23 protein-coding genes are annotated in these 21,638 nt (G+C 66.2%); 12 read left to right on the forward strand and 11 right to left on the reverse strand.

What is annotated here, in order from left to right; genetic code table 11:
* Positions 1-25 precede the first annotated feature (25 nt).
* On the reverse strand, positions 26-1,465 hold the full coding sequence (locus AU188_RS05490; protein ID WP_082686500.1) for an HNH endonuclease signature motif containing protein: 1,440 nt from the start codon (positions 1,463-1,465) through the stop codon (positions 26-28).
* Positions 1,466-1,630: 165 nt separating this feature from the next.
* On the opposite strand from AU188_RS05490, the gene AU188_RS05495 reads away from it, so the two are divergent.
* The 5 genes from AU188_RS05495 (at position 1,631) to AU188_RS05515 (ending at position 5,860) form a co-directional block, all read left to right on the forward strand.
* Positions 1,631-2,113: a nuclear transport factor 2 family protein gene (locus AU188_RS05495; RefSeq protein WP_059162723.1), complete on the forward strand. Its 483-nt coding sequence runs from the start codon at positions 1,631-1,633 to the stop codon at positions 2,111-2,113.
* Between the two features lie 4 nt (positions 2,114-2,117).
* The gene (locus AU188_RS05500) at positions 2,118-2,969 is read left to right on the forward strand and encodes an SDR family oxidoreductase (protein ID WP_059162724.1); all 852 of its coding nucleotides are present in this window, start codon (positions 2,118-2,120) and stop codon (positions 2,967-2,969) included.
* Positions 2,966-3,910, forward strand: a complete 945-nt coding sequence (locus AU188_RS05505) for an alpha/beta hydrolase (protein WP_059162725.1) — start codon at positions 2,966-2,968, stop codon at positions 3,908-3,910. Before AU188_RS05500 ends, AU188_RS05505 begins: the two co-directional genes overlap by 4 nt.
* Positions 3,911-3,982: 72 nt before the next feature.
* On the forward strand, positions 3,983-5,059 hold the full coding sequence (locus tag AU188_RS05510; protein WP_059162726.1) for a hypothetical protein: 1,077 nt from the start codon (positions 3,983-3,985) through the stop codon (positions 5,057-5,059).
* A gap of 18 nt (positions 5,060-5,077) precedes the next feature.
* A complete protein-coding gene (locus tag AU188_RS05515) occupies positions 5,078-5,860 on the forward strand; it encodes an SDR family NAD(P)-dependent oxidoreductase (protein ID WP_059162793.1) in 783 nt (260 codons plus the stop codon).
* 3 nt (positions 5,861-5,863) lie between these two features.
* On the opposite strand, the gene AU188_RS05520 is transcribed toward AU188_RS05515, so the two are convergent.
* The 5 genes from AU188_RS05520 to AU188_RS05540 are packed head-to-tail and all read right to left on the reverse strand — an operon-like array spanning position 5,864 to position 10,970.
* Positions 5,864-6,676 (reverse strand): SDR family NAD(P)-dependent oxidoreductase, encoded by an 813-nt coding sequence (locus AU188_RS05520; protein WP_059162727.1) that lies wholly within the window; start codon positions 6,674-6,676, stop codon positions 5,864-5,866.
* A gap of 22 nt (positions 6,677-6,698) precedes the next feature.
* A complete protein-coding gene (locus tag AU188_RS05525) occupies positions 6,699-7,706 on the reverse strand; it encodes a zinc-dependent alcohol dehydrogenase (RefSeq protein ID WP_059162728.1) in 1,008 nt (335 codons plus the stop codon).
* A gap of 14 nt (positions 7,707-7,720) precedes the next feature.
* On the reverse strand, positions 7,721-8,467 hold the full coding sequence (locus AU188_RS05530) for an SDR family NAD(P)-dependent oxidoreductase (RefSeq protein WP_059162729.1): 747 nt from the start codon (positions 8,465-8,467) through the stop codon (positions 7,721-7,723).
* Complete coding sequence (locus tag AU188_RS05535) at positions 8,464-9,717, reverse strand: MBL fold metallo-hydrolase (protein ID WP_059162730.1); 1,254 nt, start codon at positions 9,715-9,717, stop codon at positions 8,464-8,466. Before AU188_RS05535 ends, AU188_RS05530 begins: the two co-directional genes overlap by 4 nt.
* Positions 9,714-10,970, reverse strand: coding sequence for a sulfotransferase family protein (locus AU188_RS05540; RefSeq protein WP_059162731.1), 1,257 nt, complete (start codon positions 10,968-10,970; stop codon positions 9,714-9,716). Before AU188_RS05540 ends, AU188_RS05535 begins: the two co-directional genes overlap by 4 nt.
* A gap of 57 nt (positions 10,971-11,027) precedes the next feature.
* Between AU188_RS05540 and AU188_RS24850 the strand changes: the two genes are divergently transcribed.
* Positions 11,028-12,044: an IclR family transcriptional regulator gene (locus tag AU188_RS24850; RefSeq protein WP_082686501.1), complete on the forward strand. Its 1,017-nt coding sequence runs from the start codon at positions 11,028-11,030 to the stop codon at positions 12,042-12,044.
* On the opposite strand, the gene AU188_RS25680 is transcribed toward AU188_RS24850, so the two are convergent.
* Both AU188_RS25680 and AU188_RS05550 read right to left on the reverse strand, forming a co-directional pair.
* Positions 11,942-12,220, reverse strand: a complete 279-nt coding sequence (locus AU188_RS25680; RefSeq protein WP_082686502.1) for a ferredoxin — start codon at positions 12,218-12,220, stop codon at positions 11,942-11,944. The two genes, AU188_RS24850 and AU188_RS25680, sit on opposite strands and share 103 nt — an antisense overlap.
* 7 nt (positions 12,221-12,227) lie before the next feature.
* Positions 12,228-13,358, reverse strand: a complete 1,131-nt coding sequence (locus AU188_RS05550; RefSeq protein WP_059162732.1) for a 3-ketosteroid-9-alpha-monooxygenase, oxygenase component — start codon at positions 13,356-13,358, stop codon at positions 12,228-12,230.
* A 99-nt stretch (positions 13,359-13,457) separates the two neighbouring features.
* On the opposite strand from AU188_RS05550, the gene AU188_RS05555 reads away from it, so the two are divergent.
* On the forward strand, positions 13,458-15,164 hold the full coding sequence (locus AU188_RS05555; RefSeq protein WP_059162733.1) for a 3-ketosteroid-delta-1-dehydrogenase: 1,707 nt from the start codon (positions 13,458-13,460) through the stop codon (positions 15,162-15,164).
* Here the strand turns inward: AU188_RS05555 and AU188_RS05560 are convergent, their stop codons facing one another.
* Positions 15,165-15,830, reverse strand: coding sequence for a PadR family transcriptional regulator (locus AU188_RS05560; protein ID WP_059162734.1), 666 nt, complete (start codon positions 15,828-15,830; stop codon positions 15,165-15,167). It lies immediately after the preceding gene.
* 98 nt (positions 15,831-15,928) lie between these two features.
* On the opposite strand from AU188_RS05560, the gene AU188_RS05565 reads away from it, so the two are divergent.
* The 4 genes from AU188_RS05565 (at position 15,929) to AU188_RS05580 (ending at position 18,635) form a co-directional block, all read left to right on the forward strand.
* Positions 15,929-16,546 (forward strand): PaaI family thioesterase, encoded by a 618-nt coding sequence (locus tag AU188_RS05565; RefSeq protein ID WP_059162735.1) that lies wholly within the window; start codon positions 15,929-15,931, stop codon positions 16,544-16,546.
* A gap of 76 nt (positions 16,547-16,622) precedes the next feature.
* Positions 16,623-17,129, forward strand: a complete 507-nt coding sequence (locus tag AU188_RS05570; protein ID WP_059162736.1) for a DUF6328 family protein — start codon at positions 16,623-16,625, stop codon at positions 17,127-17,129.
* A 36-nt stretch (positions 17,130-17,165) separates the two neighbouring features.
* Entirely contained in the window at positions 17,166-18,095 is a 930-nt protein-coding gene (locus AU188_RS05575; RefSeq protein WP_059162737.1) for a DoxX family protein, read from the forward strand.
* Positions 18,096-18,158: 63 nt separating this feature from the next.
* Positions 18,159-18,635 carry an RDD family protein gene (locus AU188_RS05580; RefSeq protein WP_059162738.1) on the forward strand — a complete coding sequence of 159 codons (477 nt, stop codon included), beginning with the start codon at positions 18,159-18,161 and terminating at the stop codon, positions 18,633-18,635.
* A gap of 42 nt (positions 18,636-18,677) precedes the next feature.
* On the opposite strand, the gene AU188_RS05585 is transcribed toward AU188_RS05580, so the two are convergent.
* Both AU188_RS05585 and AU188_RS05590 read right to left on the reverse strand, forming a co-directional pair.
* The gene (locus AU188_RS05585) at positions 18,678-20,126 is read right to left on the reverse strand and encodes a GntP family permease (protein ID WP_059162739.1); all 1,449 of its coding nucleotides are present in this window, start codon (positions 20,124-20,126) and stop codon (positions 18,678-18,680) included.
* A gap of 121 nt (positions 20,127-20,247) precedes the next feature.
* Positions 20,248-20,760, reverse strand: coding sequence for a gluconokinase (locus AU188_RS05590; protein WP_059162740.1), 513 nt, complete (start codon positions 20,758-20,760; stop codon positions 20,248-20,250).
* A gap of 123 nt (positions 20,761-20,883) precedes the next feature.
* On the opposite strand from AU188_RS05590, the gene AU188_RS05595 reads away from it, so the two are divergent.
* On the forward strand, positions 20,884-21,600 hold the full coding sequence (locus AU188_RS05595) for a FadR/GntR family transcriptional regulator (protein WP_059162741.1): 717 nt from the start codon (positions 20,884-20,886) through the stop codon (positions 21,598-21,600).
* The last annotated feature ends 38 nt before the right edge of the window (positions 21,601-21,638 follow it).

Raw genomic sequence — 21,638 nt, forward strand, 5'->3', positions numbered from 1 at the left:
GGTGTCTAGACCGGTCGCTGCGTTGTCACGCGGCGTCGGGTTTCGGTCCCGCTCGACTTTCGTTGTCCCCGTTCGGGGCCGGTCCGTCGACGACTTCCTCGGTTTCGCCGTCGGGCAGTCGGTGGAGACGCTCGGGGCGATGGTATTCGTTGACGCGGGCTTGCCCTGTGTCGAGCTGTGGGGGCGGGATCCACTCGACATCGTTGTCTTCGTTGATCCGTGTTTGCCAGCCGCCTGGGCCGACCATGCGGTTATCGGGCCCACACGCCAAACCGAGTTCATCGACGTTTGTTTGTCCGTCGTCGGCCCAGTCGCGATCCGCGTGATGTGCTTGGCAACCGTAGGCGGGCACGGTGCAGCCCGGCTTCGTGCAGCCGCCGTCGCGGGCGATGAGCACGATCCGCTGAGCCGGCGAGGCCACACGGCGGGCACGAAACAAGTCCAGGGCCGATCCGGTGGCCTTGTCGAACACCGCCAAGTAGTGGTTCGCGTGGGCGGCCATGCGGATGACGTCGGCGATTGGGATGACGGTGCCTCCACCGGTGACGCCAACTCCTGCCCGGCTCTCCAATTCCTGCAGTGTGGTGCGGACGATGATCGAGGCTGGTAACCCGTTGTGCTGACCCAACTCACCGCTTTCCAGCACGCTGCGGCCGACCGCCACCAGCGCGTCGTGCTGGCGCTGCGCCAGGCTGCGGTGGTCGTTGTCGATCTGGGCCTGCGACGGCGTACCCGAAACGCAGGGGTGCTCGTCCTCGGGGTTGCACATGCCCGGCGCCGCCCACTTCGCGAAGATCGCCTCGTATATCGCCCAGGCTTCCGGAGTCAGATTGCCTCTGAACGGGATCATCTTGTCGGACCCCTGGGGTCCTTTCCACACGCCACGACGCCGCGCGCGTTCGCGCTCGTCGGGTTCGGGACCGTCCTGGTCGAGCAGGAACAGGATGCGCTCGGCATTGTCCTTCAGTTCCTTTGGCCCCACGCCGATCGCGGTGCGCACCAGATCGACTTCGATTTGCGCGCGGGTGCGGGCGTCGACGCCGGCCGGGATGCGCTCCATAGCCTCGCGCACGACCTTGACATGCTCGCGATTGATCGACCCGTGAGCCTGGGCCAGCGCGGTGCAGGGCAACTCGGGTTCGAGCGGTTCACCGGTCAGCGTGCGACGCGGACCCAACGTGGCGGCCTCGTCGAGTCGGCGGCCGGCCTCACTGGTCGAGATGCGCCACCGCGTCGCCAGCACGTCGCGCCAGGACTTGGCGCCCATTTCCCTGGCGGTGGTCTCGGCTTGCAAGCGCGCCAACATGCGATGGCTCTGAGCCGGCAGCTGACACGCGAGGGTTTCAAGGTCGTCAAGCGCGCCGATCAGGTCGGACTCGGTGAGCGCCTCGATGGGCAACGCCGCCAGTTCGTCGTAGGCGGCCCGAAGCGAGGCAACCGTGGCCTGCACCGCTTCCGCACTCATGACTCGAACATATGTGCGAACTTTAAGAAGTTCGCGACGTATTTCTGAAAAGTTCCATGAGAGGCTGCTCGGGAGCTTGCCGACAGCGCTGCGAGTGGGCGGCGACGTTCCGCTGACCGGACACCACAGGTGTCGGCCCGACGACATCGGGGTTGACTTCCCGCCATGAGCAACGACATCACGCTGTCCGAACTGCAGGAGTTCATCGCGGCCTACTGGTACGCCTACGACGAGGCGAACTACGACGAGATGGCCGCGGCGAAGGCCGAGGACATACGGTTCATCACCCGCAGCGATTCCGGCGCGAGCCCCTTCGAGGACCTGATGTCACCGGAGCTGCACGGCCGCGACGCCGTGATGGACTGGCTCACCGAACACCGCAAGCAGAGCCCCTACCCGCTGCGCCACCACGCCACCAACCTGCACCGCACGGGCGTTAAAGGGGACGCCGCTCTCGTCCGTTTTTATATCTTCGTCAACCAGATCGCCAACTTCGTACCGTTCGCCGTGTCCAGCGGGATCGCCAATGTCGCAGTGCGCCGCGGTGCCGACGGACTCGAGTTCACTGAAATGGAGATGGTTCTCGACACCACCGACTCTGTGCCACTGGCCGAACTCGCCGCCGAAGCCACAGCCTCCGGCGGCTAGTTCAGTGACCGCTCGCGAGACGTTCTCCGGCGGCGTCGCGGTCATCACCGGCGCCGGCAACGGAATCGGCGCCGGTCTGGCGCGCCATGCCGCCGCGCTGGGGATGACGGTGGTGCTGGTCGACGTCGATGGGCAGGCCGCCGCCACCCTCCGCGATGAACTCCCGGGCTCCGTCGACATGGTGTGCGACGTGCGCGACGCCGACGCTCTGGAAAGACTTGCGGCCCAGGTGTACTCCGAAATCGGGCCGGTGCGGCTGTTGGTCAACAACGCCGGGGTTGAGCAGTTCGGCTACCTGTGGGACACGTCCGTCGCCAACTGGGATCGGCTGGTGGCGATCAACATCAGCGGTGTGTTCTACGGCGTACGGGCGTTCCTGCCGCACATGCTCGCCGCCGACACACCGTCGTGGGTGTGGAACCTGTCATCGATCGGTGGTGTCGCGGCCGTGCCGTTGCAGGCGCCGTACATCATGAGCAAGCACGCGGTGCTCGCACTCACCGAATGCCTACGCCTGGAAGTCGAATCGGCCGGCCACGCCAACCGGATCCATGTCCAGGCGGTGCTGCCCGGGGCGGTGAAGTCGAACATCTTCGAAGCGGCCGGCGGGGTCGACGGCGGTGATGTTGGGGCGGCGGAGGCGCAGCGATCGGCGATGCTGGACATCAAGGCTGGCGCGATGGACCCGATCGAGGCGGCGCGGGTGGTGTTCGAACAGGCGGCCGCAGGCGACTTCTATCTGCTGACCCAGCCCGAGTACGTCGGCAATGCGATGGCCGAGCGCGCCGACATCCTGGCCAACCGCCGTCCGCCCGTGCTGCGCACCAAGCGTCGCTTCGATCCCGCACACCAATGACGACATCGGAAGTGGGTGCGCCACTGCTGGATCCGGACGCCGCCACGCGTATCGCGGAGCTCGGTGTCGTGCCACCGATGCGTGAACGCGGACTCGCCGCGGTCCGCGACGCGCTGGAATCAGCGGCGCTGCCGGAGATGCCGTCGATGGCGGACGTGGAGGACCGCGTCATCGACGGGCCAGCCGGGGACATTCCGCTGCGGATCTATCGGCCGTCCCTGGATCTGGCGGCGCCGGCAATGGTCTACTTCCACGGGGGCGGCATGGTGCTCGGCTCGAACCAATCATTCGAACCGTTGGCGCGCAACCTCGCCGACAAGTCCGGCGCCACCGTGATTTCCGTCGGGTACCACCTCGCGCCGGAGTGCCCTCCCCCGGCCCAGTTCGACGACGCCTATCTCGGGACGTCATGGGTTGCGGCCCACGCCGCCGACCTCGGTGTCGACACAAGCCGATTGGCGGTGGCCGGCGACAGCGCGGGCGGCGGCCTGGCCGCGGCCGTCGCCTTGGCCGCGCGAGACCGCGGCGGCCCTGACCTGTTCGCCCAGGTGCTGATGTACCCGGGCCTCGACAAGGATCTGACGGTGCCGTCGGTCAAGGCCTTGCCGGACGCCCCGCTGCTCAGCCTCGTCGACATCGAGTACATGCACGAATTGGCCGACGGTCCGGAGCATCCGTATGCCGTACCCGCACGTGCGGCCAACCTGTCCGGGCTGCCGCAGGCCATCGTGGTGACCGCGGCGGCCGACCCCATTCGCGACTGGGGCGAGCGCTACGCCCAGCGACTGCAGGACGCTGGGGTGCAGACCACCGTGACCCGTTATCCCGGTATGTATCACGGCTTCCTGATGCGGTCTGACGCCACCGCACGGGGCCGCTTGGCGGTGGCCGAGATCGGCGCGCTGATGCGTGCGAAGTTCGCGAACCCGCTGCCGTTCTGACGCCAGTAACCGGTGTCCCGATCACTGGACACGTGGCGACCCGAAGGCCCGTCGCCGCACCACAATCGAGCCATGCTTACCGAACAGCAGCGCATGGAGCTTTCCGACGTTCTGCGGCCGGCCTCACCGCCGCGTGAGATCGACAATGTCTACACCGACGATCAGCGCGAACGCCTCCTGGACGTGGTTCGCACCGAGGGGCCGTGGCGGCTGATCATCGCTCAGCACTTCGCGTCGGCCGAGGAACTGATGGCCACGATGAGCGGCATGTTCCCCGAGGGCTTCGAACCGTCACTCGACCTGTTCCTCACGCCGACGTTCCGTGGCTATCTGGCCAATTACGGCACCGTGCTGTACCCCGAACTGCACGACTGCTTCTACAACCAGCGGTTCGTGGCCTACGCGAAGAGTTACTGGAACGCCGAGTACGCCAAGCCGGAGATGATGTTGTTCAACATCAACGGGCCATGCGCCAACCGCGATCCCGGCCACCTCGACTCCCCCAGCTTCAGGGGTGTGCGTCACGAGAACGCACCGACCTGGCTGACCAGCGTCATGGGCAAGTCCGGTCTGTTTCGCGACTACCTGATCAAGATGGCTCAGGTCATCACGTGGTTCTCCCACGACGAAAGCAGCGGTTTCACCTACTGGCCTGACGGTCCACTCAAGCCGCCGCAACGTCTAGTGCCGCCGGTGTACAACCGCGGTGTGCTGGTGCAGAACGAGATGATGGTGCACCGCGGCGAAGCCAACGGACCGCTCGACCAGCAGACCCCCGCCGGCCTCGCGTTCGACACGGTGTTTTCCGGCGACCCGGCCGACAAGAACGCTTGGCTGCTGAAGAACGGCAACGATGTGATCGCCCGCCACCACACCGACGAGCTGCGGTTCCTCGTGCACTGGTCGGCCGAGGTGTTCGCGGACTACGACGAGCTGAAGAAGAACATGGACGGCAGCGACGACCTGACCATCGACAAGGCCATCGACATGCTCGTCGACGACGCAGGCAAGAAGGGCATCAAACTCGACGTGCCCAACGAGCCGCTGCACGATCCGGAGTTCATCGGGGCGCTCAATGCGGTCTACGACCTCGGCGGGCCGGCCGAGTACCCCGCGGAAGCCCCGATCAGCGCTTTCCAAGTTGCCTGAGTAGGAATGACTTTCAGCATGGACCGCTTCAACGGCAGGCAGATCATTGTCACCGGCGCCGGGTCGGGTATCGGCGCGGCCACCGTCGCCCGGTTACTCGACGAGGGCGGAACGGTCGTCGCCTGTGACGTGTCACCGGACGGCCTGGCCGCGACCGCCACCGCCGCGGACGACGCCGGCACCCGCAAGCGGTTGACGACGACGGTGCTCGACGTCTCGGACGAGGGGACGGTGGCCGAGGCCGTCGACGCGGCGGTCGCCGAGATGGGTGGGCTCGACGTGTTGGTCAACGCCGCGGCCATCCAGCGGTGCGCGCACACCCACGAGCACACTCTCGACGACTGGAACACGACGCTCGCAGTCAACCTGACCGGGACCTTCCTGATGACGCGGCGCGCCTTGCCTGCGCTGCTCGACTCGGGCCGCGGCGTCGTGGTGAACTTCACCTCGACAGCGGCGTCGTTCGCCCACCCCTACATGGCCGCGTACGCGGCGAGCAAGGGCGGGGTACTCGCCTTCACCCACTCGCTGGCACTCGAGTACTCCAAGCAGGGTCTACGCGCAGTCAACATCCAACCGGGCGGTGTGGCAACGGCTTTGGCGAACGCGACGCTGGACAAGATGCCCGACGGCTACGACCTGGGACTGTGGGCCAAGCAGACACCGCTGCTGCACGGCCGCGAGAACGAGATCTTGGGCGACCCGAGTTCCGTGGCGTCGGTGATCGCCATGGTCGCGTCCGACGACGGCGCCTTCATCACCGGCACCGAGATCCGCGTCGACGGCGGCGCGCACGCCTGACGCTCAGCGCACCACCACGTCGCTCGGCACCCGTGGCGCGCCCAGCATCTCCCGGTGCGACGGCGGTTTCCGGCCATCCTCGTCGGTGATGCCGAAACGCTGCGCGACTTCAGCAGCGATCACCGTGTGTCCGGTCAACTCGTCCAACCCCGGATCGCGGTACAGCGCGTCGATCACTCGACCGGTGAACTCGGGCGTTTCTGCGTGTTCTGCCATGGCGGCCAACGCCTCCGGCTGTCCGTCGAACGCCGCCCGCATCTTCTCCGTCAGCAGGATGCCCATCCAGATCGACACGGTGCGGACCGGCGTACCGCGGAAGTCGACCGCCATATCGGCCACCATCTTGTCGATGCCGGCCTTCTGCGCACCGTACGCTGGGCCGTGCATGTAGCAGACCGAACCCGGCGAGGACGTGAACGCGATCAGGCCGCGCGCACGGCCCACCATCAGCGGAGCGGCGTAGTACGACGCGACATACGCCGAACGCAGCCCGACATCGAGGATGTCGACGAGCTCGAGGTCCTTCTCCCAGAACGGCTTTGGGTCGGTCAGCCCATCGTGAACTGCCGCGGCGTTGTTGACGAGCAGGTCCAGGCCACCGCACTCGTCGGCCACCCGGGCGAACAGTGCGGCGGTCGCGGCGTCGTCGCGATGGTCGACCTGTACCGCGACCGAACCGTCGCCGGCATCGGTCACGGTCCGTCCCGTCGCGTACACCCGCCAGCCACACGCAAGCAATGCCCGGGCGATGCCACGGCCGGCGCCGCGACTGGCGCCCGTCACGACGGCAACCGGCGCGTCGAGGTTTTCGGTCACCAGAAGAGATTACGGTGCGTCTCTAGAAGGTGACCACGACCTTGTCGGTCACCCCGGGCGTCGAGGCAGCTTGTAGCGCCGCTTCGATGTCCTCGAACGAGAATGTGTGGCTGACGATCGTCTTGTACTTCTCCCAGTTCGCCACGATGTCGCTTGTCACGTCGAAGATCTCGGTCGGATAGCCCATGGAACCGACGATGGTCAGCTCGTTGCTCATGACGTTCATGAGATCGACGCCGACGGGTTCCTTGTGCACGGCGACCACGCCCAGTTTCGCGCCGGTCTTGGCCGCCGCCAGCGCGGTGCCGATGACCGCGGGAACGCCGGCCGCATCGAGGTAGATGTCGGTGCCCGCCTTGTCCGGCCAGATCGATTCACCGGTGCCGTGCAACGCGAGCAGCCGCTGAGAGACGTCCTCGTCGGCGGAGTTGATCACTGCGTCGGCGCCGACGGCGAGCGCCTTGTCCAGCCGTGCCGACAGGATATCGACGACGACCACGTGGCTGACCCCCTGCGACTTCAATCCGATTGTGGCGCCGAGTCCGATGGGCCCCGCCCCGAACACGACGACCTTGTCGGCGGGCACCGGCGACACCTGATTGAGGGCATGGCGGGCCACCGCCATCGGCTCGTTGAGGGCGGCCACTTCGAAGGGAATGTGATCGGGAACGACCTCGAGGCTCTTACCGCGCACGGCGTTCTCGACGAGCAGGTATTCCGCGAGCGCGCCCGCCGGACCACCGTTGCCGATGACGCCGCCGGGCGCAGCCATCGGATTGACCACGACGTGGTCGCCGACGGAGATCCCTGCGACGCGGCCTCCGACGTCGACGACCACGCCGGCAGGTTCGTGACCGAGCGGCATGCTGCCCTGACGCGGCGGCAACCCGCCCGCGGTGATGTAGAACAGGTCGGAACCGCAGATGCCGCAGGCGCGCATCTCGACAAGCACGTCGTCGGGCCCGGCAACCGGAGTGGGCACCTCGACGACACGTGTTTCGCCGGGTCCTGTGACGATTGAAGCCTTCATGGTGCAGCCGCCTCCTATACCACGCTGTAGCCGCCGTCGATCACTATCGCCGAACCGGTGCAGTACGAAGCGCTTTCGCTGCACAGGAACAGGATCGGGCCGGCGATCTCGGCCGGCTCTGCGAACCTGCCGAACGGAATATGGTCGAGTTGTTGTTGTTTGACTTCGGGGACGTAATCCATTGCTGCCGTCATCCGGGTGGCGACGACGCCGGGCACGACCGCGTTGACGCGGATGCCGTCGCCCGCCCATCGCACCGCCAGGTTGCGCGTCAGGGAGAGCACGCCAGCCTTCGCCGAACCGTATCCGGGCACGACGGGCACCGCCCGGATGGCGGCCATCGATGCGAGCATCACGACACTCGCCCCGCCGACGGCCCCGGACTTCTTCAGTGCATCGTGCAACGCGGTGGTCAGCCGGAACGGAGCCAGCAGGTTCAGTTCGACCGACGCCGCGTACCCGTCAACGGTCGCTTCGTCCAGACCGCCGGGGAAGTTGCCGCCCGCGTTGTTGATCAGGATGTCCAACTCGGCGATCGATGCGGCGAATGCTCCGATGCCCTCGGTATCGGTCAGCGAAAGCTGCCGATATGACATGCCGGAGAGGTCGACGTCGTAGTCCCGGGGCCCCTGCCTCGTACCTGTGACCGTCACCTTCGCGCCACTGTCTCGCAGCAACGTCGCGGTGGCATGACCGATTCCGCTTGTGCCGCCGGTGACCAGTGCGACGCTTCCGGTGAAGTCGAAACGCAGCCCGTTCATGCGGACAGCTCGGCGATCTGCTTGCGCAGCCAGGCGGCCTCCCAGAAGTTGGTACTCGCTTTCAGCAGCCGTTCGTGGGCGATGACCAACACCTGTTTTGCCTCCGCGTTGTCTGGCTGGGCCTGGGTGACGATCTCGGCGAGACGGATAGCCCGTAGCGGGTCATCGGCCGTGAGCAACGCCTGGGCCCGCCGCACCATCGCCTCCGCGCCTGCCAGCTCGACAAGGTCCGACGAGATCGTCTCCGGCCCACAGGGATACAACTCGGTGGTGGAGCGGTGATGGAACCAACCGGCGTAGTTCTCCCACACGGCGCGCACATTCCAGCGCACCATTCCGTAGCCCTCGCCCACGTCCAAGTCCGGCGGCAAGGTGATCTCCCGCATCAGCGTGTGGACATCCTTGCCGGCGTTCATTCCCGCGACGGTCTGGTCGTGGATGTAGGCCACCGCGTCCCGCAGTCTGGTCAGTTCAGCGCGGATCCGCTCGCGGCCGTTGATGGGTCCGAAGTGGCCGGTGAGGAGTACCTCGGCGTCGAAGTCGCGAACCTTCTCGATCGACTCGATGACGGTCGACGCGTCGCGATAGCGGTCACCGCGCATCGTCACGAGATTCGGAATATGGCCGAACAGCGCGCCGAAGACGTTACCGCACAGGCACACTCCCTCCTCGGGTAACCAGATCACGAGGCTGTCGGTCGTCTCCCCGCCCGGCGTGGCGTACAGCTCGAGGTCGCGCTCGCCGAGGGAGAGTTGGAGCTCGTCATCGACGACGATCGTGGGAGCGGGAACGCTCTGCGGGGCCGGTGCGGCTCCGGTGCGTGCCGTGGCGTTGGCGACCGCGGACGCGACGGTGTCGGCGAACGCGAAAGCGGAGTTCGCCACCCGGAAGGGCGCCAACAGCTCGTTGTCACGGCGCCACGTCTCCCAGTTCGCCTGGGCGACAACATCGGCGCCACCCTCGGCGAAGACATCCGTACCGCCGACATGGTCGTAGTGCCCCTGGGTGAGGATGACGTACCGAATCGGCGAATCGTCGACCGCGTCGTAGTTCGCACGGTGGACCGGACCCTCGAATCCCATCCCGGTGTTGACGACGATGCGGCCGTCGGTTGTCGTCAGCAGGTAGGAGTTGGACAGGCCGGGCGACATCCACACGCCCGCAGAGACCTGCTCCGCGGCAGGGGCGTTGGCCCCCGCGATCGCATCGGCGCCGGGACGGGTGCGGTAGATCGGTTCGTAGCCGGTCACGCCTCCTCCTTCACATCGAACCGCTCGAAGTAGAAGTCGAAGCGGGAACGGATTTCGTCAGGCGAGCGGTCGAAGTCTCGTCTCAGGTCATAGCGCATGCGGCCATGCTTGCCGCGCGGATTGTCGTCGAGATAGTTCTGCAGCGATGCCTTGGTCTCGGCGGGCAGGCCCTCGCCGTTGAGGTCGTACAGGCGCTCCAGGATGCTCATTTCGTTGCCGTTGAGTTCGTGGAACCGGATGTCGACGCTGCGGTCGGGCCCGATGACTTCGCGGTCGCGCACGCACGCACGGAGTAGCCGCTCGATACGGTCGACCCAGTAGTCGACCAGGCCGCCCGGATCGATAGCCGTGCGGCGCAGGCGGTCGCCGTAGGCCAGCATCGTCACCGCCGACTGGATGACGGCCACCGGATCGCGGTGGGTGAACGCGACCGTCGCATCGGGGAAGGTGCGGATCAGCGGCCCGAGCTGTTCGGCGTGCTGCGGCGATTTGAGAACCCACCGGCGCGGGCCACGCAGGAACGTCAGCGCCTTGAGCACCGTACGCAGAAACGAATAATGCTCGTCCTGGTCCAGCCCGTAGTAGTAGTAGTCGCGCCAGCGCGGCACCCGAGCGTGCCATTCCAGCACATAGCTCGCGAAATCGAGATCCAGGAGTTCGATCTCCTCCTCGATGGCTTCGGGAAAGCGGTCGTGCATCGCTTCCATCAGCGGTGTCATGGCTTTCGACGTCTCGTACTCGGCCGCGCAACGGGCGTACCGGGGATCGATCCCGTTGACGTCGGGCCCCTCGCCGCGCAGGGGAAAGGGCTCCTGGCTTTCCCAGTACGGCAACGCGCGACGCCGCGAGTCAGCGGCGATCAGGTTGACCAGGTGGGTGGTGCCCGACCGCGGTAGCCCGACGACGATGATCGGCCGCTCTAGTTGGATTTCGCGGATCTCTGGGTAGCGGCTCAGCAGGTCGACCAGTAGCAGGCGGGCGCTCAACAACCGCACGATCCGGTTTCGCAGGATCAGCCGGTTGAGGTTGGTGTTGCCTGCGTCGGAATCGATGGCCGCTGCGTACATGTCGAGCCGCGACCGGAATCCAGCCGGCCCGAAATCACTCAAGCCGGTGCGCTCGACCGCTTCACCGATGAGGGCGCCGGGATCGAGGTCGACGCGTAAGCCGGCGACATGGTCGAGAACCTGCCGCTGGGTGGCGTTGAGACGAGGTGAGACGAGGTCATCGATGACCACATCGGTACCCGGCATGTGTGTCTCCCGACCTGAATTCGTAGGTGACGAATATTCGTTGTATCGTCCGAGAATATGACGCCAAAGCTAGGCGGGTCCGGATCGCACGGTCAAGACCCTTCGCCGCCGACCAGCCGGGTGATCGGCGTGGTGGAGTTGCTGGCCGAGCGCGGCGGCTCCGGCTTGTCGCTCGCCGATATCTGCCGTGACCTGCGGATCAGCCGGTCGACCTGTCACGCGATCTTGCTCACGCTATGTGCCAGGAGATGGGCGTTACGTGACCCGCTGAGCGGGACGTACTCGGTGGGACCCGCCGTCGCGGCGCTGTCCCGGCTGCCCGCATCACTGCCGCAGACGCTGCGCGAACCGCTGCACCGCCTGTGTGTGTCGATCGACATGCCGGTCTGCATATCCGAGGTCGACGCCGAATCGATCGTCGTCGTCGATTCGGTCGCTTCCGGCGGTGCGCGCCCCTTCGTGGCATCCGGGCTACGACTGCCTTTCGTCGCTCCGTTCGGGCGAGAGTTCGTGGCGTGGGCGCCCGACGACGAACGCACAGCGTGGGTGGACCGCGCGGGTCCCGTCAACGATATGTTCCGCGCCCGAATTTCGAAGGTACTCAAAGAGATCCGTCGACGAGGCTACGGCATCGAGCGACTCAGCGATCCCCTGCTGCGGGTGTACACCGCGATGCAGGCGCTGGACACGGGAAGCGCGTCACCCGACCCTGTTTCGACGCGGCTGGCGGGTGCGGTCGCCGATCTGACGGTCGTCGACTTCCTCTCCGACGAACTCGACGACGCGGCTCAATGCCCGCTGGCGACGATCTCGGCCCCCATTTTCGACGCGAGCGGCACCATCGTCATGTCCGTGTCAGCCCAGCCGTACCAACCCCTATGCCCTGAAGCGGTCCGCGACATCGGCGCGCAGGTCCTTGCCTTCGCGGAGGCTGTCCGACCGCTGGTTTCGCAGCACGTCGCCGGCGCACCTCAGTCGACGACCTCATCGACGATCGGGACTGAGCCGCGCCGCGCCGCATCCTCGATCGATTCGCGTAGCGCCGCGCAGACGAGGACCAGGCCACGGCCGTGATACTTGAGCGCCTCGGCCGCGCGCAACTCTTGGCAGCTGGCCATCGCCTCGGCGTCCCATTGCACGCTGGTCTGCGCCCAGCTGCTCTTGCGGACCAGAACGCGGGCACCGCAGTTGCCGCAGTCGACAGGAACCAGCGGTGAGTCCTGCAGACGGTTGTCGGTGCGAATACCCATGGTGCTCTTACCCGTTGGCCGCCCGTGCGATATTCGACTCAACTTCCTGCTGCCAAGCTTCGCGAGGCCGCGTGACGTCGATCTCGTATTCGAAGCGGTCGACCATGTCCGGCGCCACGTCGGCGACGTCGACGTAGAACTGCTCGTACCACCGGCGCAGCTGATACACCGGCCCGTCCTCCTCGCACAGCAGCGGATTGTCGATGCGGGCCTTGTTCTTCCAGATCTGCACGTCCTGCTCGAAGCCGACCTTGACCCAGTCGCCGAGCGCGATCGCAGCCTGCATCGCCGCATCCTCGGGAAGGTTTGCCGACTTCTTGACGATGATGCCGTACTGCAGCACAAAGGAATTGGCATCGATGGGATAGTGGCAGTTGATCAGAATCGTGTTCTGATCGTCGTTTTCGAAGTGGTACGTCAGGTCGTCGATCATGAACGAAGGGCCGTAGTAGGAGGCCACCGAGGTCGTGCCGAGCAATCGCGGCTGACCCTCCGGATCCGGAATGTCGCCACGGGAGCCGCTGTTCATGTACTGCGTCGCGAGATGCCCTTCGAAGATGTTCTTGAAGTGCGTCGGCATCGAGCCGTGGATATAGAAAAAATGGGCCATGTCGACGACGTTGTCGATGATCTCTCGACAGTTCGTGTTGACCACGGTCGTGTACCAGTGCCACTCGGTCCACTCGTTGCTCGTGGCAGCCTCGATCCGCGGAACGGTCACGTCATCGGGCGGCGGGTTGCCCTCGGGATCGTTCCACACGAACAACATCCCGTCCTGCTCGAGCGTCGTCCACGTCGCGGTGCGTGCCAGGCGCGGTGTGCGCTTGCTGTAGGGAACCCGCTTGCACCGGCCGTCACCGCCCCACCGCCAGTCATGGAAGGGACACGCGATCTCGTCGCCCTTCACCGTGCCCTGGCTGAGGTCGCCGCCCATGTGCCGGCAGTAGGCGTCGAGGACGTTGATCTTCCCGTCGCCGCTGCGAAACACCACCAACTTCTGGCCAAACGCGCTCACCGAATGCGGTTGACCGTCACCGAAATCACGGATCAGCCCAAGACAATGCCAGCCCCGGGCGAACCGGGTCGGCGCCGAGCCGGCTTCGATCTGTCGGACCTCGACATCGGACTCTAACGTCATTGGACCTTTGTACTCCCGCACGCAGCGGCGCAACACAGATCGTTCCGCTCATCAGGACATCTGATGCCATCGGGCGCCGAGACGGCCTAGCGTCAGGCCGTGACCACTGCGCCGCACCCCACCATCCCCTCGAGCGTGACCGTCGAGGACTGCACCGTGGACCTTCTGGTCGTGGGATCCGGCACCGGGATGGCGGCCGCGCTGGCGGCCCGCGAACAGGGCCTGAGCGTCTTGATCGTCGAGAAATCCGATTACGTCGGCGGTTCGACGGCGCGTTCCGGCGGAGCGCTGTGGTTTCCCGCCAGCCGGGTGCTCGCAGAGAGCGGTGGCGGCGACACCGCGCAGCGGGCACAGACCTATCTGGACGCCGTCGTCGACGGCACCGCACCCACGCAACGATCCGCCGCATTTCTCGCACACGTCGACGCGACCATCGACCTGCTGCGCCGCACCACACCGATGCGGCTGTTCTGGGCAAAGGACTACTCGGACTATCACCCTGAGGCGCCGGGCGGTTCGGCGGCGGGCCGGACATGCGAGTGCCGTCCGCTGGACACCGCCGTGCTCGGCGAGTACCGCTCCCGACTGCGTCCCGGTGTCATGGAAGTGAAGATCCCGATGCCGACGACGGGTGCCGACTACCGCTGGCTCAACCTGATGGCGCGGGTCCCCCGAAAAGGTTTGCCGCTGGTGGTGAAACGGCTCGGCCAAGGCGTCGGCGGTCTGCTGTTGGGCCGCCGGTACGCGGCGGGTGGTCAGGCGCTGGCCGCCGGACTGTTCGCCGGTGTGCGCCAGGCCGGCATCCCGGTCTGGACCGCAACGTCGTTGCAGCGCCTCACCACCGATGACGACGGCCGCGTGACCGGAGCGGTCCTCGACCACCGAGGCCGTTCGATCACCGCCGTCGCCCGCCGCGGCGTCGTGCTCGCGGCCGGTGGCTTCGACCACAGCATGGACATGCGCTGGAAGTTCCAATCGGAATCGCTCGGCGAACATGCAAGCCTCGGCGCGGAGACCAACACCGGGGACGCGATCCGCGTCGCCCAGGAGGTCGGCGCCGCAATCGATCTCATGGACCAGTCGTGGTGGTTTCCGGCTGTCGCCGCGCTGCCCGGCGGTGCTCCCAAGGTGATGCTGGCCGAACGCTCACTGCCTGGATCGCTGATCGTCGATCAGACGGGCAACCGGTTCGTCAACGAAGCGACGGACTACATGTCGTTCGGCCAGCAGGTGCTGGAACGTGAACGCGCGGGCAACCCGGTCGAATCCATGTGGATCGTGTTCGACCAGAAGTACCGGAACAGTTACGTCTTCGCCGCAGATCTGTACCCACGGATGGCCATTCCGGCGGCGTGGTATGACGCCGGCATCGCGCACCGCGCCGACGACGTCGCCGACCTCGGCCGCAAGATCGGCGTACCGGAATCGCAGTTCGCTGCGACCGTGCAGCGGTTCAACGAGATGGCCCGTGCCGGACAGGATTCAGACTTCGGACGCGGCCGCAGCGCCTATGACCGCTACTACGGAGACCTGACCATCACGCCGAACCCGAATCTGCGTGCGCTCGAGCGCGGCCCGTTCTACGCGGTGAAGATGGTGCTCAGCGATCTGGGAACCTGTGGCGGCCTACGCGCCGACGATCGGGCACGGGTGCTACGCGAGGACGGCTCCGCCATCGGCGGGCTGTATGCGATCGGAAACACCGCCGCCAACGCATTCGGAGCCACCTACCCCGGCGCCGGCGCGACGATCGCGCAGGGACTGGTGTACGGCTACATCGCGGCTCACGACGCGGCCACCGGATAGTCAGTCGTCGGCTTCGGCCTTCTTCTCGATCTCGTACCAGTACTCGGGTGCCGGCCACGGAACCTTCGTCCGGCCACCTTCTCCGGCCTTGGGGAACGAAGCCTGAGCCTCGTCAAGCTCTTTGATCATCTTCAACGCCAGCTCGCGCTCGTTGGCGTAGTACCGCTCGGCCCACTGCAGCGCCACCCGGGCGTACGCCCAGGACGGATCCGCGCCCGCCCACCGGGCGTCCTTGGCGGCGTTGCGATGCATCTCGTCGGCATACGCCACGTGTTCCTGCAGTACCTCTTTGAGCCGTTCGGGTGTCGTCAGATGTGCCAACGTCACCCGCAGCAGCGGCCCATGCTTGAGATTGGGTGGATCGACCGGGGCTTCGTTCGCCCACCGCGTGACCGCATCGAGGCCCGCCTCGGTGATCTTGTACAACCGGCGATTGCGCGCGCCCGTGTCGTCCGAGCGCGACGTGACCAGGCCGAGTTTCTCCAACTTCTTGAGCTCGGTGTAGATCTGGCTGTACGCCGGGCTTCCGTAGTAGAAGCGCATGCTCCATTCGATCCACTTGCGGATGTCGTAGCCCGAGAGTTCGTACTCGTACGACAGCATGCCCAGCAGCGCAAAACTGGTCGCCGCCAAGTTCGGCTTGGCGCCAGATGCGTCGTCGGCCATCCGCCCAGACTAACAATGGCAGGTCAGATAGGTCGTCGTCTCACCACTGGCCGGGACATGGTGTTGCGGCCCGCCACCGATCCCCCGAGGCTGAGGCGGTGACGACTTCTGAACTAGAGCAGCTGCGGTCGGTTTACGAACCGCTTACGGAGTCGGTCCGTCGACTCATCGACGTCAGCATCCGCACGCACGCGGACGAGGCGACGGTCAAGGCCGCGATCGACAACATCGACTGCGCCGCAGAGCAACTCGAGAGCGCCACGCTGCGAGTCGGCTCGTTCGGCCTTGAGCACACCGAAGACGGAGCGCTCATGGCGTGGGGCAACGTCGTGATGGGGGTGCGCAACCCCGTCGCTCCCCCGCTGATCGTGCACCACCAGGCCGATGGATCAGTGTGGGCGGATTTCGTGCTCGGCGCGGCTTTCGAAGGTGCGGCCGGACATGTGCACGGCGGGGTGTGCGCGATGCTGCTGGATCATGTTCTCGGCGCCACCGCGCATAAACCCGGAATGCCTGCGGTCACCGGCACTTTGACGCTGCGCTATCGTCGCGGCACCCGACTGGGACGACCGCTGCGCGCCGCGGCCCACGTCGACCGCGTCGACGGTGTCAAGACTTTCGCGGTCGGGAATATCGCCGACGACGAAGGCGTCACCGTCGAGGCCGAGGGCATCTTCATTCACCCTGGCAGAGGCACTCGCGACGACGTGGGATGAGCAGGCAAAGCTCACCGCGAAACCGGAAAACCACTATTCGGAGGGCCGGTCGCCGGACAGGCTGCCAAAATCAGCTGTGGACATCGAGCACCCCGAGGCGCACAAGCGTGGGGACGACGGCCGCTACGAGACGGAAACTCAACGGTTGGACCGCAATTGGTCGAGCCTTCTGCAGGAGCTGCGGGTCGCGCAGACCGGAGTCCAGCTGCTCACCGGCTTTCTGCTGATCTTGCCGTTCACCGACCACTTCTACGAGCTGGACCTCGTCATGCGGACGGTGTATCTGGTCACCGTGGGCTGCTCGATCGGGGCGACGATACTGCTGATCGCCCCCGTCAGCATGCACCGACTGCTGTTCCGCCGTCGCCGCATGAAAGCGCTGGTGTCCTCGGCGCACATCTACGCACTCATCGGCATGCAGCTGCTGGGCATGGCCCTCGCCGGCGTGGCGACGATCATCTTCGACACCGTCGTCGGGCGGACTCCGGCCTGGATCGCCGGTGGGGTCTCGCTGGTCGCACTCGCCGTGTTCTGGTACGCCCTGCCGCTTCGCCGACGTGGCTCCGACGCCGCACGATATTGACGTTTGCGCCCTGATCCGCCTGGGAACTCCTGCGCCATGTTGATTCGACGTATCGCGCGCCCGATGCTGTCAGCAGCCTTCATCGCCAGGGGTGTCGAGGCCTTACGCAGCCCGAAACCGGCGGCCGACGCCGCACGTCCCACCCTGGAGGGGTTGAGCAAGCTGCCCGATCCGGTCGGCACCAACGTGCCCGCCAACGCCGAGACCGTCGCCCGGGCCACTGCGGCCGTCCAGATCGGCGGCGGGCTGCTTCTTGCCACCGGCAAACTGCCACGGGTGGCCTCGGCGGCGCTCGCGCTCAGCGTCGTGCCTGGCAGCCTTGGCGGGCATACGTTCTGGAGCGAGACCGACCCGCAGCGCAAAGCCGACGAACGCCGCGCATTCATCACCGATGTGAGCTTGATCGGCGGGTTGATCATCGCCGCGGTCGACACCGAAGGCAAACCCTCGCTGGGCTGGCGGGGTCGACGGGCGGCACACAAGGTGTCCGAAGCGGTCACTGCGGCGCTGCCCGTCGGCGCGGCCGCCGGTGGCGCGCTCTCTGACAGTGCGCTCGCGGACAAAGTCGGCCACGGCCTGCACGTCGGCGCGGAACGGGGTCGTGAGCTCGCCGTCGTCGCCCGCGAACGCGGCGCCGAGCTCGCCGAGGTTGCGCGCGAGCGCGGCCCGGAGATCGCCGAGTTGGCCCGCAAGCGCGGTGCCGAACTGGCCGACGTCGCACGCGAACGGGGACCGGAGATCGCCGAAGTCGCGCGCAAACGAGGAGCGGTACTCGCCGACGTCGCGCGCGAGCGGGGTTCGGAGTTCGCCGACGTGGCTCGCGACCGCGCACCCGAACTGGCCGAGACCGCGCGCGGTCGGGCCGCGGAGCTCGCCGAGACCGCGGGCAAGCAAGCCAAGACGGCGCGGAAGCAGGCCGAGCAGGCGCGCAAAGAAGCCAAACGCCAACAGCGCAAGCTTCGCTGAGGCTCCCGACGGCGCGCGCCAAAGGGACCCTGACCGGTGCCGCTCACCGGTACATTGACCCGAATGACGAGCGGAAACTTCGGACCCGACCCCGGTCAGTACGGCGGCTATTCGACAAGCGGGCAGCCCGGTGGCCTGCTCCTGCGCTGGCTCGCCCGGCTCATCGACGGAATCATCGTGGCAATCGTGAGCTGGCTGCTCGCGTTCGCGACCGACAGCGCCTCCAACATCATGGTGACCGGCCTGTTCACCGGGGTCCTGATGTTCCTCTACTTCTTCGCCTTCGAGACCACTCAAGGCTGGACACCCGGCAAGAAGGTGCTGGGGCTCAGGGTTCTCGGCCCCGGCGGGGCGCCCAAGCCCACGGCCGCGCAGTCGGCCATCCGCAATTCCTGGACGGTGCTTCCGGTCATACCGTTCGTCGGCGGGCTACTCGGGGTCATCGCGATCATCGTCATCGCAGTCACGATCAGCGGAAGCCCGACCAAGCAGGGCAAGCACGACGAGCTCGCAGGCGGCACCCAGGTCGTCAAGGGCTGACGCTCCACGCGCGAGTTACGGTAAGCCCGAACGGGTTTGGCGTCAGATGACAATCCACACGACAAGGCTGAACGCGAACGCGGTCAGCCCGAGCGTCGTCTCCATCACCGTCCAAGTCTTGAGTGTGGTCTTCACGTCCATTCCGAAGAATCGACTCACCAGCCAGAAACCCGAGTCGTTGACGTGTGAGAGTACGGTCGCCCCGGCGGCCATCGCAATGACCAGCAGCGCGAGCTGAAGATTGCTCAGGGCTCCCTCGGCAGCCGCGGCGCTGAGCAGACCGGCCGTGGTCGTCAGCGCAACGGTGGCCGAGCCTTGGGCCACCCGCAGCAGCGTCGCGATGATGAAGGCCTGAACGATGAGGGACATCCCGAGTCCCGACAGCGAGTCGCTCAGCGCATTCCCGATACCGGTCAGCCTCAACACGCCGCCGAACATGCCGCCTGCGCCAGTAATCAGGATGACCGAGCAGATCGGTCCCAGCGCCTTGTCGAAGATGGTGCTGACCTCGTCCATCGAGCGTCCGCGGCGCAGGCCCAACACCACACTGGCCACGATCACCGTGATGAGCAGCGCCACGCTGGTGTTGCCGAGCAACATCAGGTAGCGCGCCCAGGCCGCATCCTCGGCCAGCAGGCCGGCGGACATCAGGGTGTCGAGCACGGTATTGAAGGAGATCAACACGAACGGAAGAAGTAGTACGCCAAGGACGGTCGCAAAGGACGGCGCCGTACGTGCCGCGGTGGCCACTCCCCCGGCACTCGCGCCGTCGCGGTCGGTGACCGCGTCGCCGTCGACGTCAGCGTCCGACCCACCGTTCATATCGCCGAACAATGCTGTCGGAACATCGATGTGGACCCGGCGTCCGATCACCCGCGACACGAGCAAAACGCCGATGTACCACGACAGCAGGGCGATAGGGAAACCGACGAGCAGGCTCACTCCGATGCTCGCGCCGAGCGCTTCGGCGGCCGCGACCGGTCCAGGATGCGGCGGCACAAGTGTGTGCATGGCCGCGAACGCCCCCGCGGCCGGCAGTCCGTACAGCAGCAGCGAACCTCCGAAACGCCGCGCGACGGTCATGATTATCGGCAGGAATACGACCAGGCCGGCGTCGAAGAAGATCGGAAAGCCGAAGAGCAACGCCGCGACACCGAGCGCGAAGGGTGCCCGCTTCTGGCCGAACCGGCCGATGAGTGTGTCGGCGAGTATTTGTGCGCCGCCGGTGAGCTCGAGAAGGCGGCCCAGCATGACGCCGAAGCCGACCAGCAGCGCTACCGAACCGAGGGTGTTGGAGAAGCCGAAGCTCAGCGCGTCGGGGACATCGCCCACGGGGATGCCGGCAACCAGCGCCGTCAGCACGCTGACCAGGACGAGCGCGACGAACGCATGCATCTTGACCTTCATGATCAAGAACAGCAGGACCGCAACCGCTCCCGCGGCGATCAGCAGGAGCGTGCCGGCTCCGTAAGCGGGACTGATTGCTTCCATGAGGCCTCCGAATTCTTCATTGCCCGGTGCGTTCCGGACGTCTCACGCCTTTACGTTGGGGTAGCGACTATGGGACTCCGTGGCGCCGGGCGCGGGCCCGACCCCCGGGTTGCAGTGTTCATCAGTTCTCCTCGGTTGAGCGCACATCGGTTGAGACCACGTAACTTTCGACGATGGCATCGATGCTCTGGTCGACATCGATAGCGACGCCGCGCTCATCGGGTTCCAGTGGTTCGAGTGTGTCGAATTGCGAGGCCAGCAGCGAGGCGGGCATGAAGTGACCGGGTCGGCTGGCCTGTCGCCTGGCGATGACCTCCGGTGTCCCGGTCAGATGCAGCATTTCGATGCCGGAGCAGTGCCGCCGCAACTGGTCGCGGTATTTGCGCTTGAGCGCCGAGCAGCTCATCACCCCGCCGGCGGTGCACCGCTCGGCCAACCATTGACCGATCGCTTCCAGCCACGGATAGCGGTCGTCGTCGTTCAGCGGTTCACCGGCGGTCATCTTCGCGACGTTCGCCGGCGGATGGAAGTCGTCCGCGTCGGCGAACGGAACCCGCAAGCGCTGCGCCAGCGCGGCGCCGACGGTCGACTTTCCGGAGCCCGAGACGCCCATGACGACGATTGGTGAGGCCATTCCTCCACCTACTCAGTTTGTGTTTGGCGTCACACAGCATGCCTTAAAAGGCATACTATTGCAATAGGGTTACACAAAGATATGTCTTTAACCTGGTAGGCAAACCTATGAAAAGATGTATGCGTGGCGTCTGAACCAATCGTCGGCGCGTTGCACGGCGGTCTGCTCACTGCGCTGGGGACGGCGATCGTTTCCGGAGAGTATCCAGCCGGGGCGGTGCTCACCCTCGACGGAGTGAGCGCGCGGCACGGGCTGTCACGCAGCGTCGCGCGCGAGGCGATCCGCGTGCTCGAGTCGATGGGCATGGTGGAATCGCGGCGCAGGGTCGGGATCACCATTCAGCCCGCCCAGAAGTGGAACGTCTTCGACCCCCGATTGATTCGCTGGCGGTTGGATGCCGGCGATCGTGCCGCTCAACTGGTTTCGCTCTCCGAGCTGCGCCGCGGCTTCGAACCCGCCGCGGCGGCGTTGGCCGCGCGGCGGGCCGATCCAGATCAGTGCCGCATCATGGCGGCCGCCGTTTCGGACATGGTGATGCACGGGCGGGCCGGTGACCTCGACGCCTACCTGGAGGCCGACAAGCTGTTTCATCGGACCTTGCTCGAGGCCAGCGGGAACGAGATGTTCCGTGCGCTGGACGCCGTGGTCGCCGAGGTACTCACCGGGCGGACGCATCACGGCATGATGCCCGCGACACCGAACCCGGCCGCCATCGACCTGCATGACGAGGTCGCAAGAGCGATCAGAATGCGCGACGAAGCAGCCGCCGAGAAGGCGATGCGCGCCATCATCGACGAGGCGAGTTCAGCTGTATCCGAAGAGTTTTCAGAGCCAGGCTAGACCGCATGCCGCATGTCGGCGCCGTCTTCAGGAACCGG

The organism is Mycobacterium sp. IS-3022 (assembly GCF_001500065.1).
Classification (GTDB): Bacteria; Actinomycetota; Actinomycetes; order Mycobacteriales; family Mycobacteriaceae; genus Mycobacterium.

Coding starts and splice junctions, on each gene's coding strand:
- AU188_RS05525 (WP_059162728.1), bottom strand. CDS start 7,706: ATGAAGGCTTCAATCGTCACAGGACCCGGCGAAACACGTGTCGTCGAG.
- AU188_RS05490 (WP_082686500.1), bottom strand. CDS start 1,465: ATGAGTGCGGAAGCGGTGCAGGCCACGGTTGCCTCGCTTCGGGCCGCC.
- AU188_RS05530 (WP_059162729.1), bottom strand. CDS start 8,467: ATGAACGGGCTGCGTTTCGACTTCACCGGAAGCGTCGCACTGGTCACC.
- AU188_RS05575 (WP_059162737.1), top strand. CDS start 17,166: ATGTTGATTCGACGTATCGCGCGCCCGATGCTGTCAGCAGCCTTCATC.
- AU188_RS05505 (WP_059162725.1), top strand. CDS start 2,966: ATGACGACATCGGAAGTGGGTGCGCCACTGCTGGATCCGGACGCCGCC.
- AU188_RS05515 (WP_059162793.1), top strand. CDS start 5,078: ATGGACCGCTTCAACGGCAGGCAGATCATTGTCACCGGCGCCGGGTCG.
- AU188_RS05550 (WP_059162732.1), bottom strand. CDS start 13,358: ATGACGTTAGAGTCCGATGTCGAGGTCCGACAGATCGAAGCCGGCTCG.
- AU188_RS05510 (WP_059162726.1), top strand. CDS start 3,983: ATGCTTACCGAACAGCAGCGCATGGAGCTTTCCGACGTTCTGCGGCCG.
- AU188_RS24850 (WP_082686501.1), top strand. CDS start 11,028: ATGACGCCAAAGCTAGGCGGGTCCGGATCGCACGGTCAAGACCCTTCG.
- AU188_RS05540 (WP_059162731.1), bottom strand. CDS start 10,970: ATGCCGGGTACCGATGTGGTCATCGATGACCTCGTCTCACCTCGTCTC.
- AU188_RS05585 (WP_059162739.1), bottom strand. CDS start 20,126: ATGGAAGCAATCAGTCCCGCTTACGGAGCCGGCACGCTCCTGCTGATC.
- AU188_RS05580 (WP_059162738.1), top strand. CDS start 18,159: ATGACGAGCGGAAACTTCGGACCCGACCCCGGTCAGTACGGCGGCTAT.
- AU188_RS05495 (WP_059162723.1), top strand. CDS start 1,631: ATGAGCAACGACATCACGCTGTCCGAACTGCAGGAGTTCATCGCGGCC.
- AU188_RS25680 (WP_082686502.1), bottom strand. CDS start 12,220: ATGGGTATTCGCACCGACAACCGTCTGCAGGACTCACCGCTGGTTCCT.
- AU188_RS05560 (WP_059162734.1), bottom strand. CDS start 15,830: ATGGCCGACGACGCATCTGGCGCCAAGCCGAACTTGGCGGCGACCAGT.
- AU188_RS05590 (WP_059162740.1), bottom strand. CDS start 20,760: ATGGCCTCACCAATCGTCGTCATGGGCGTCTCGGGCTCCGGAAAGTCG.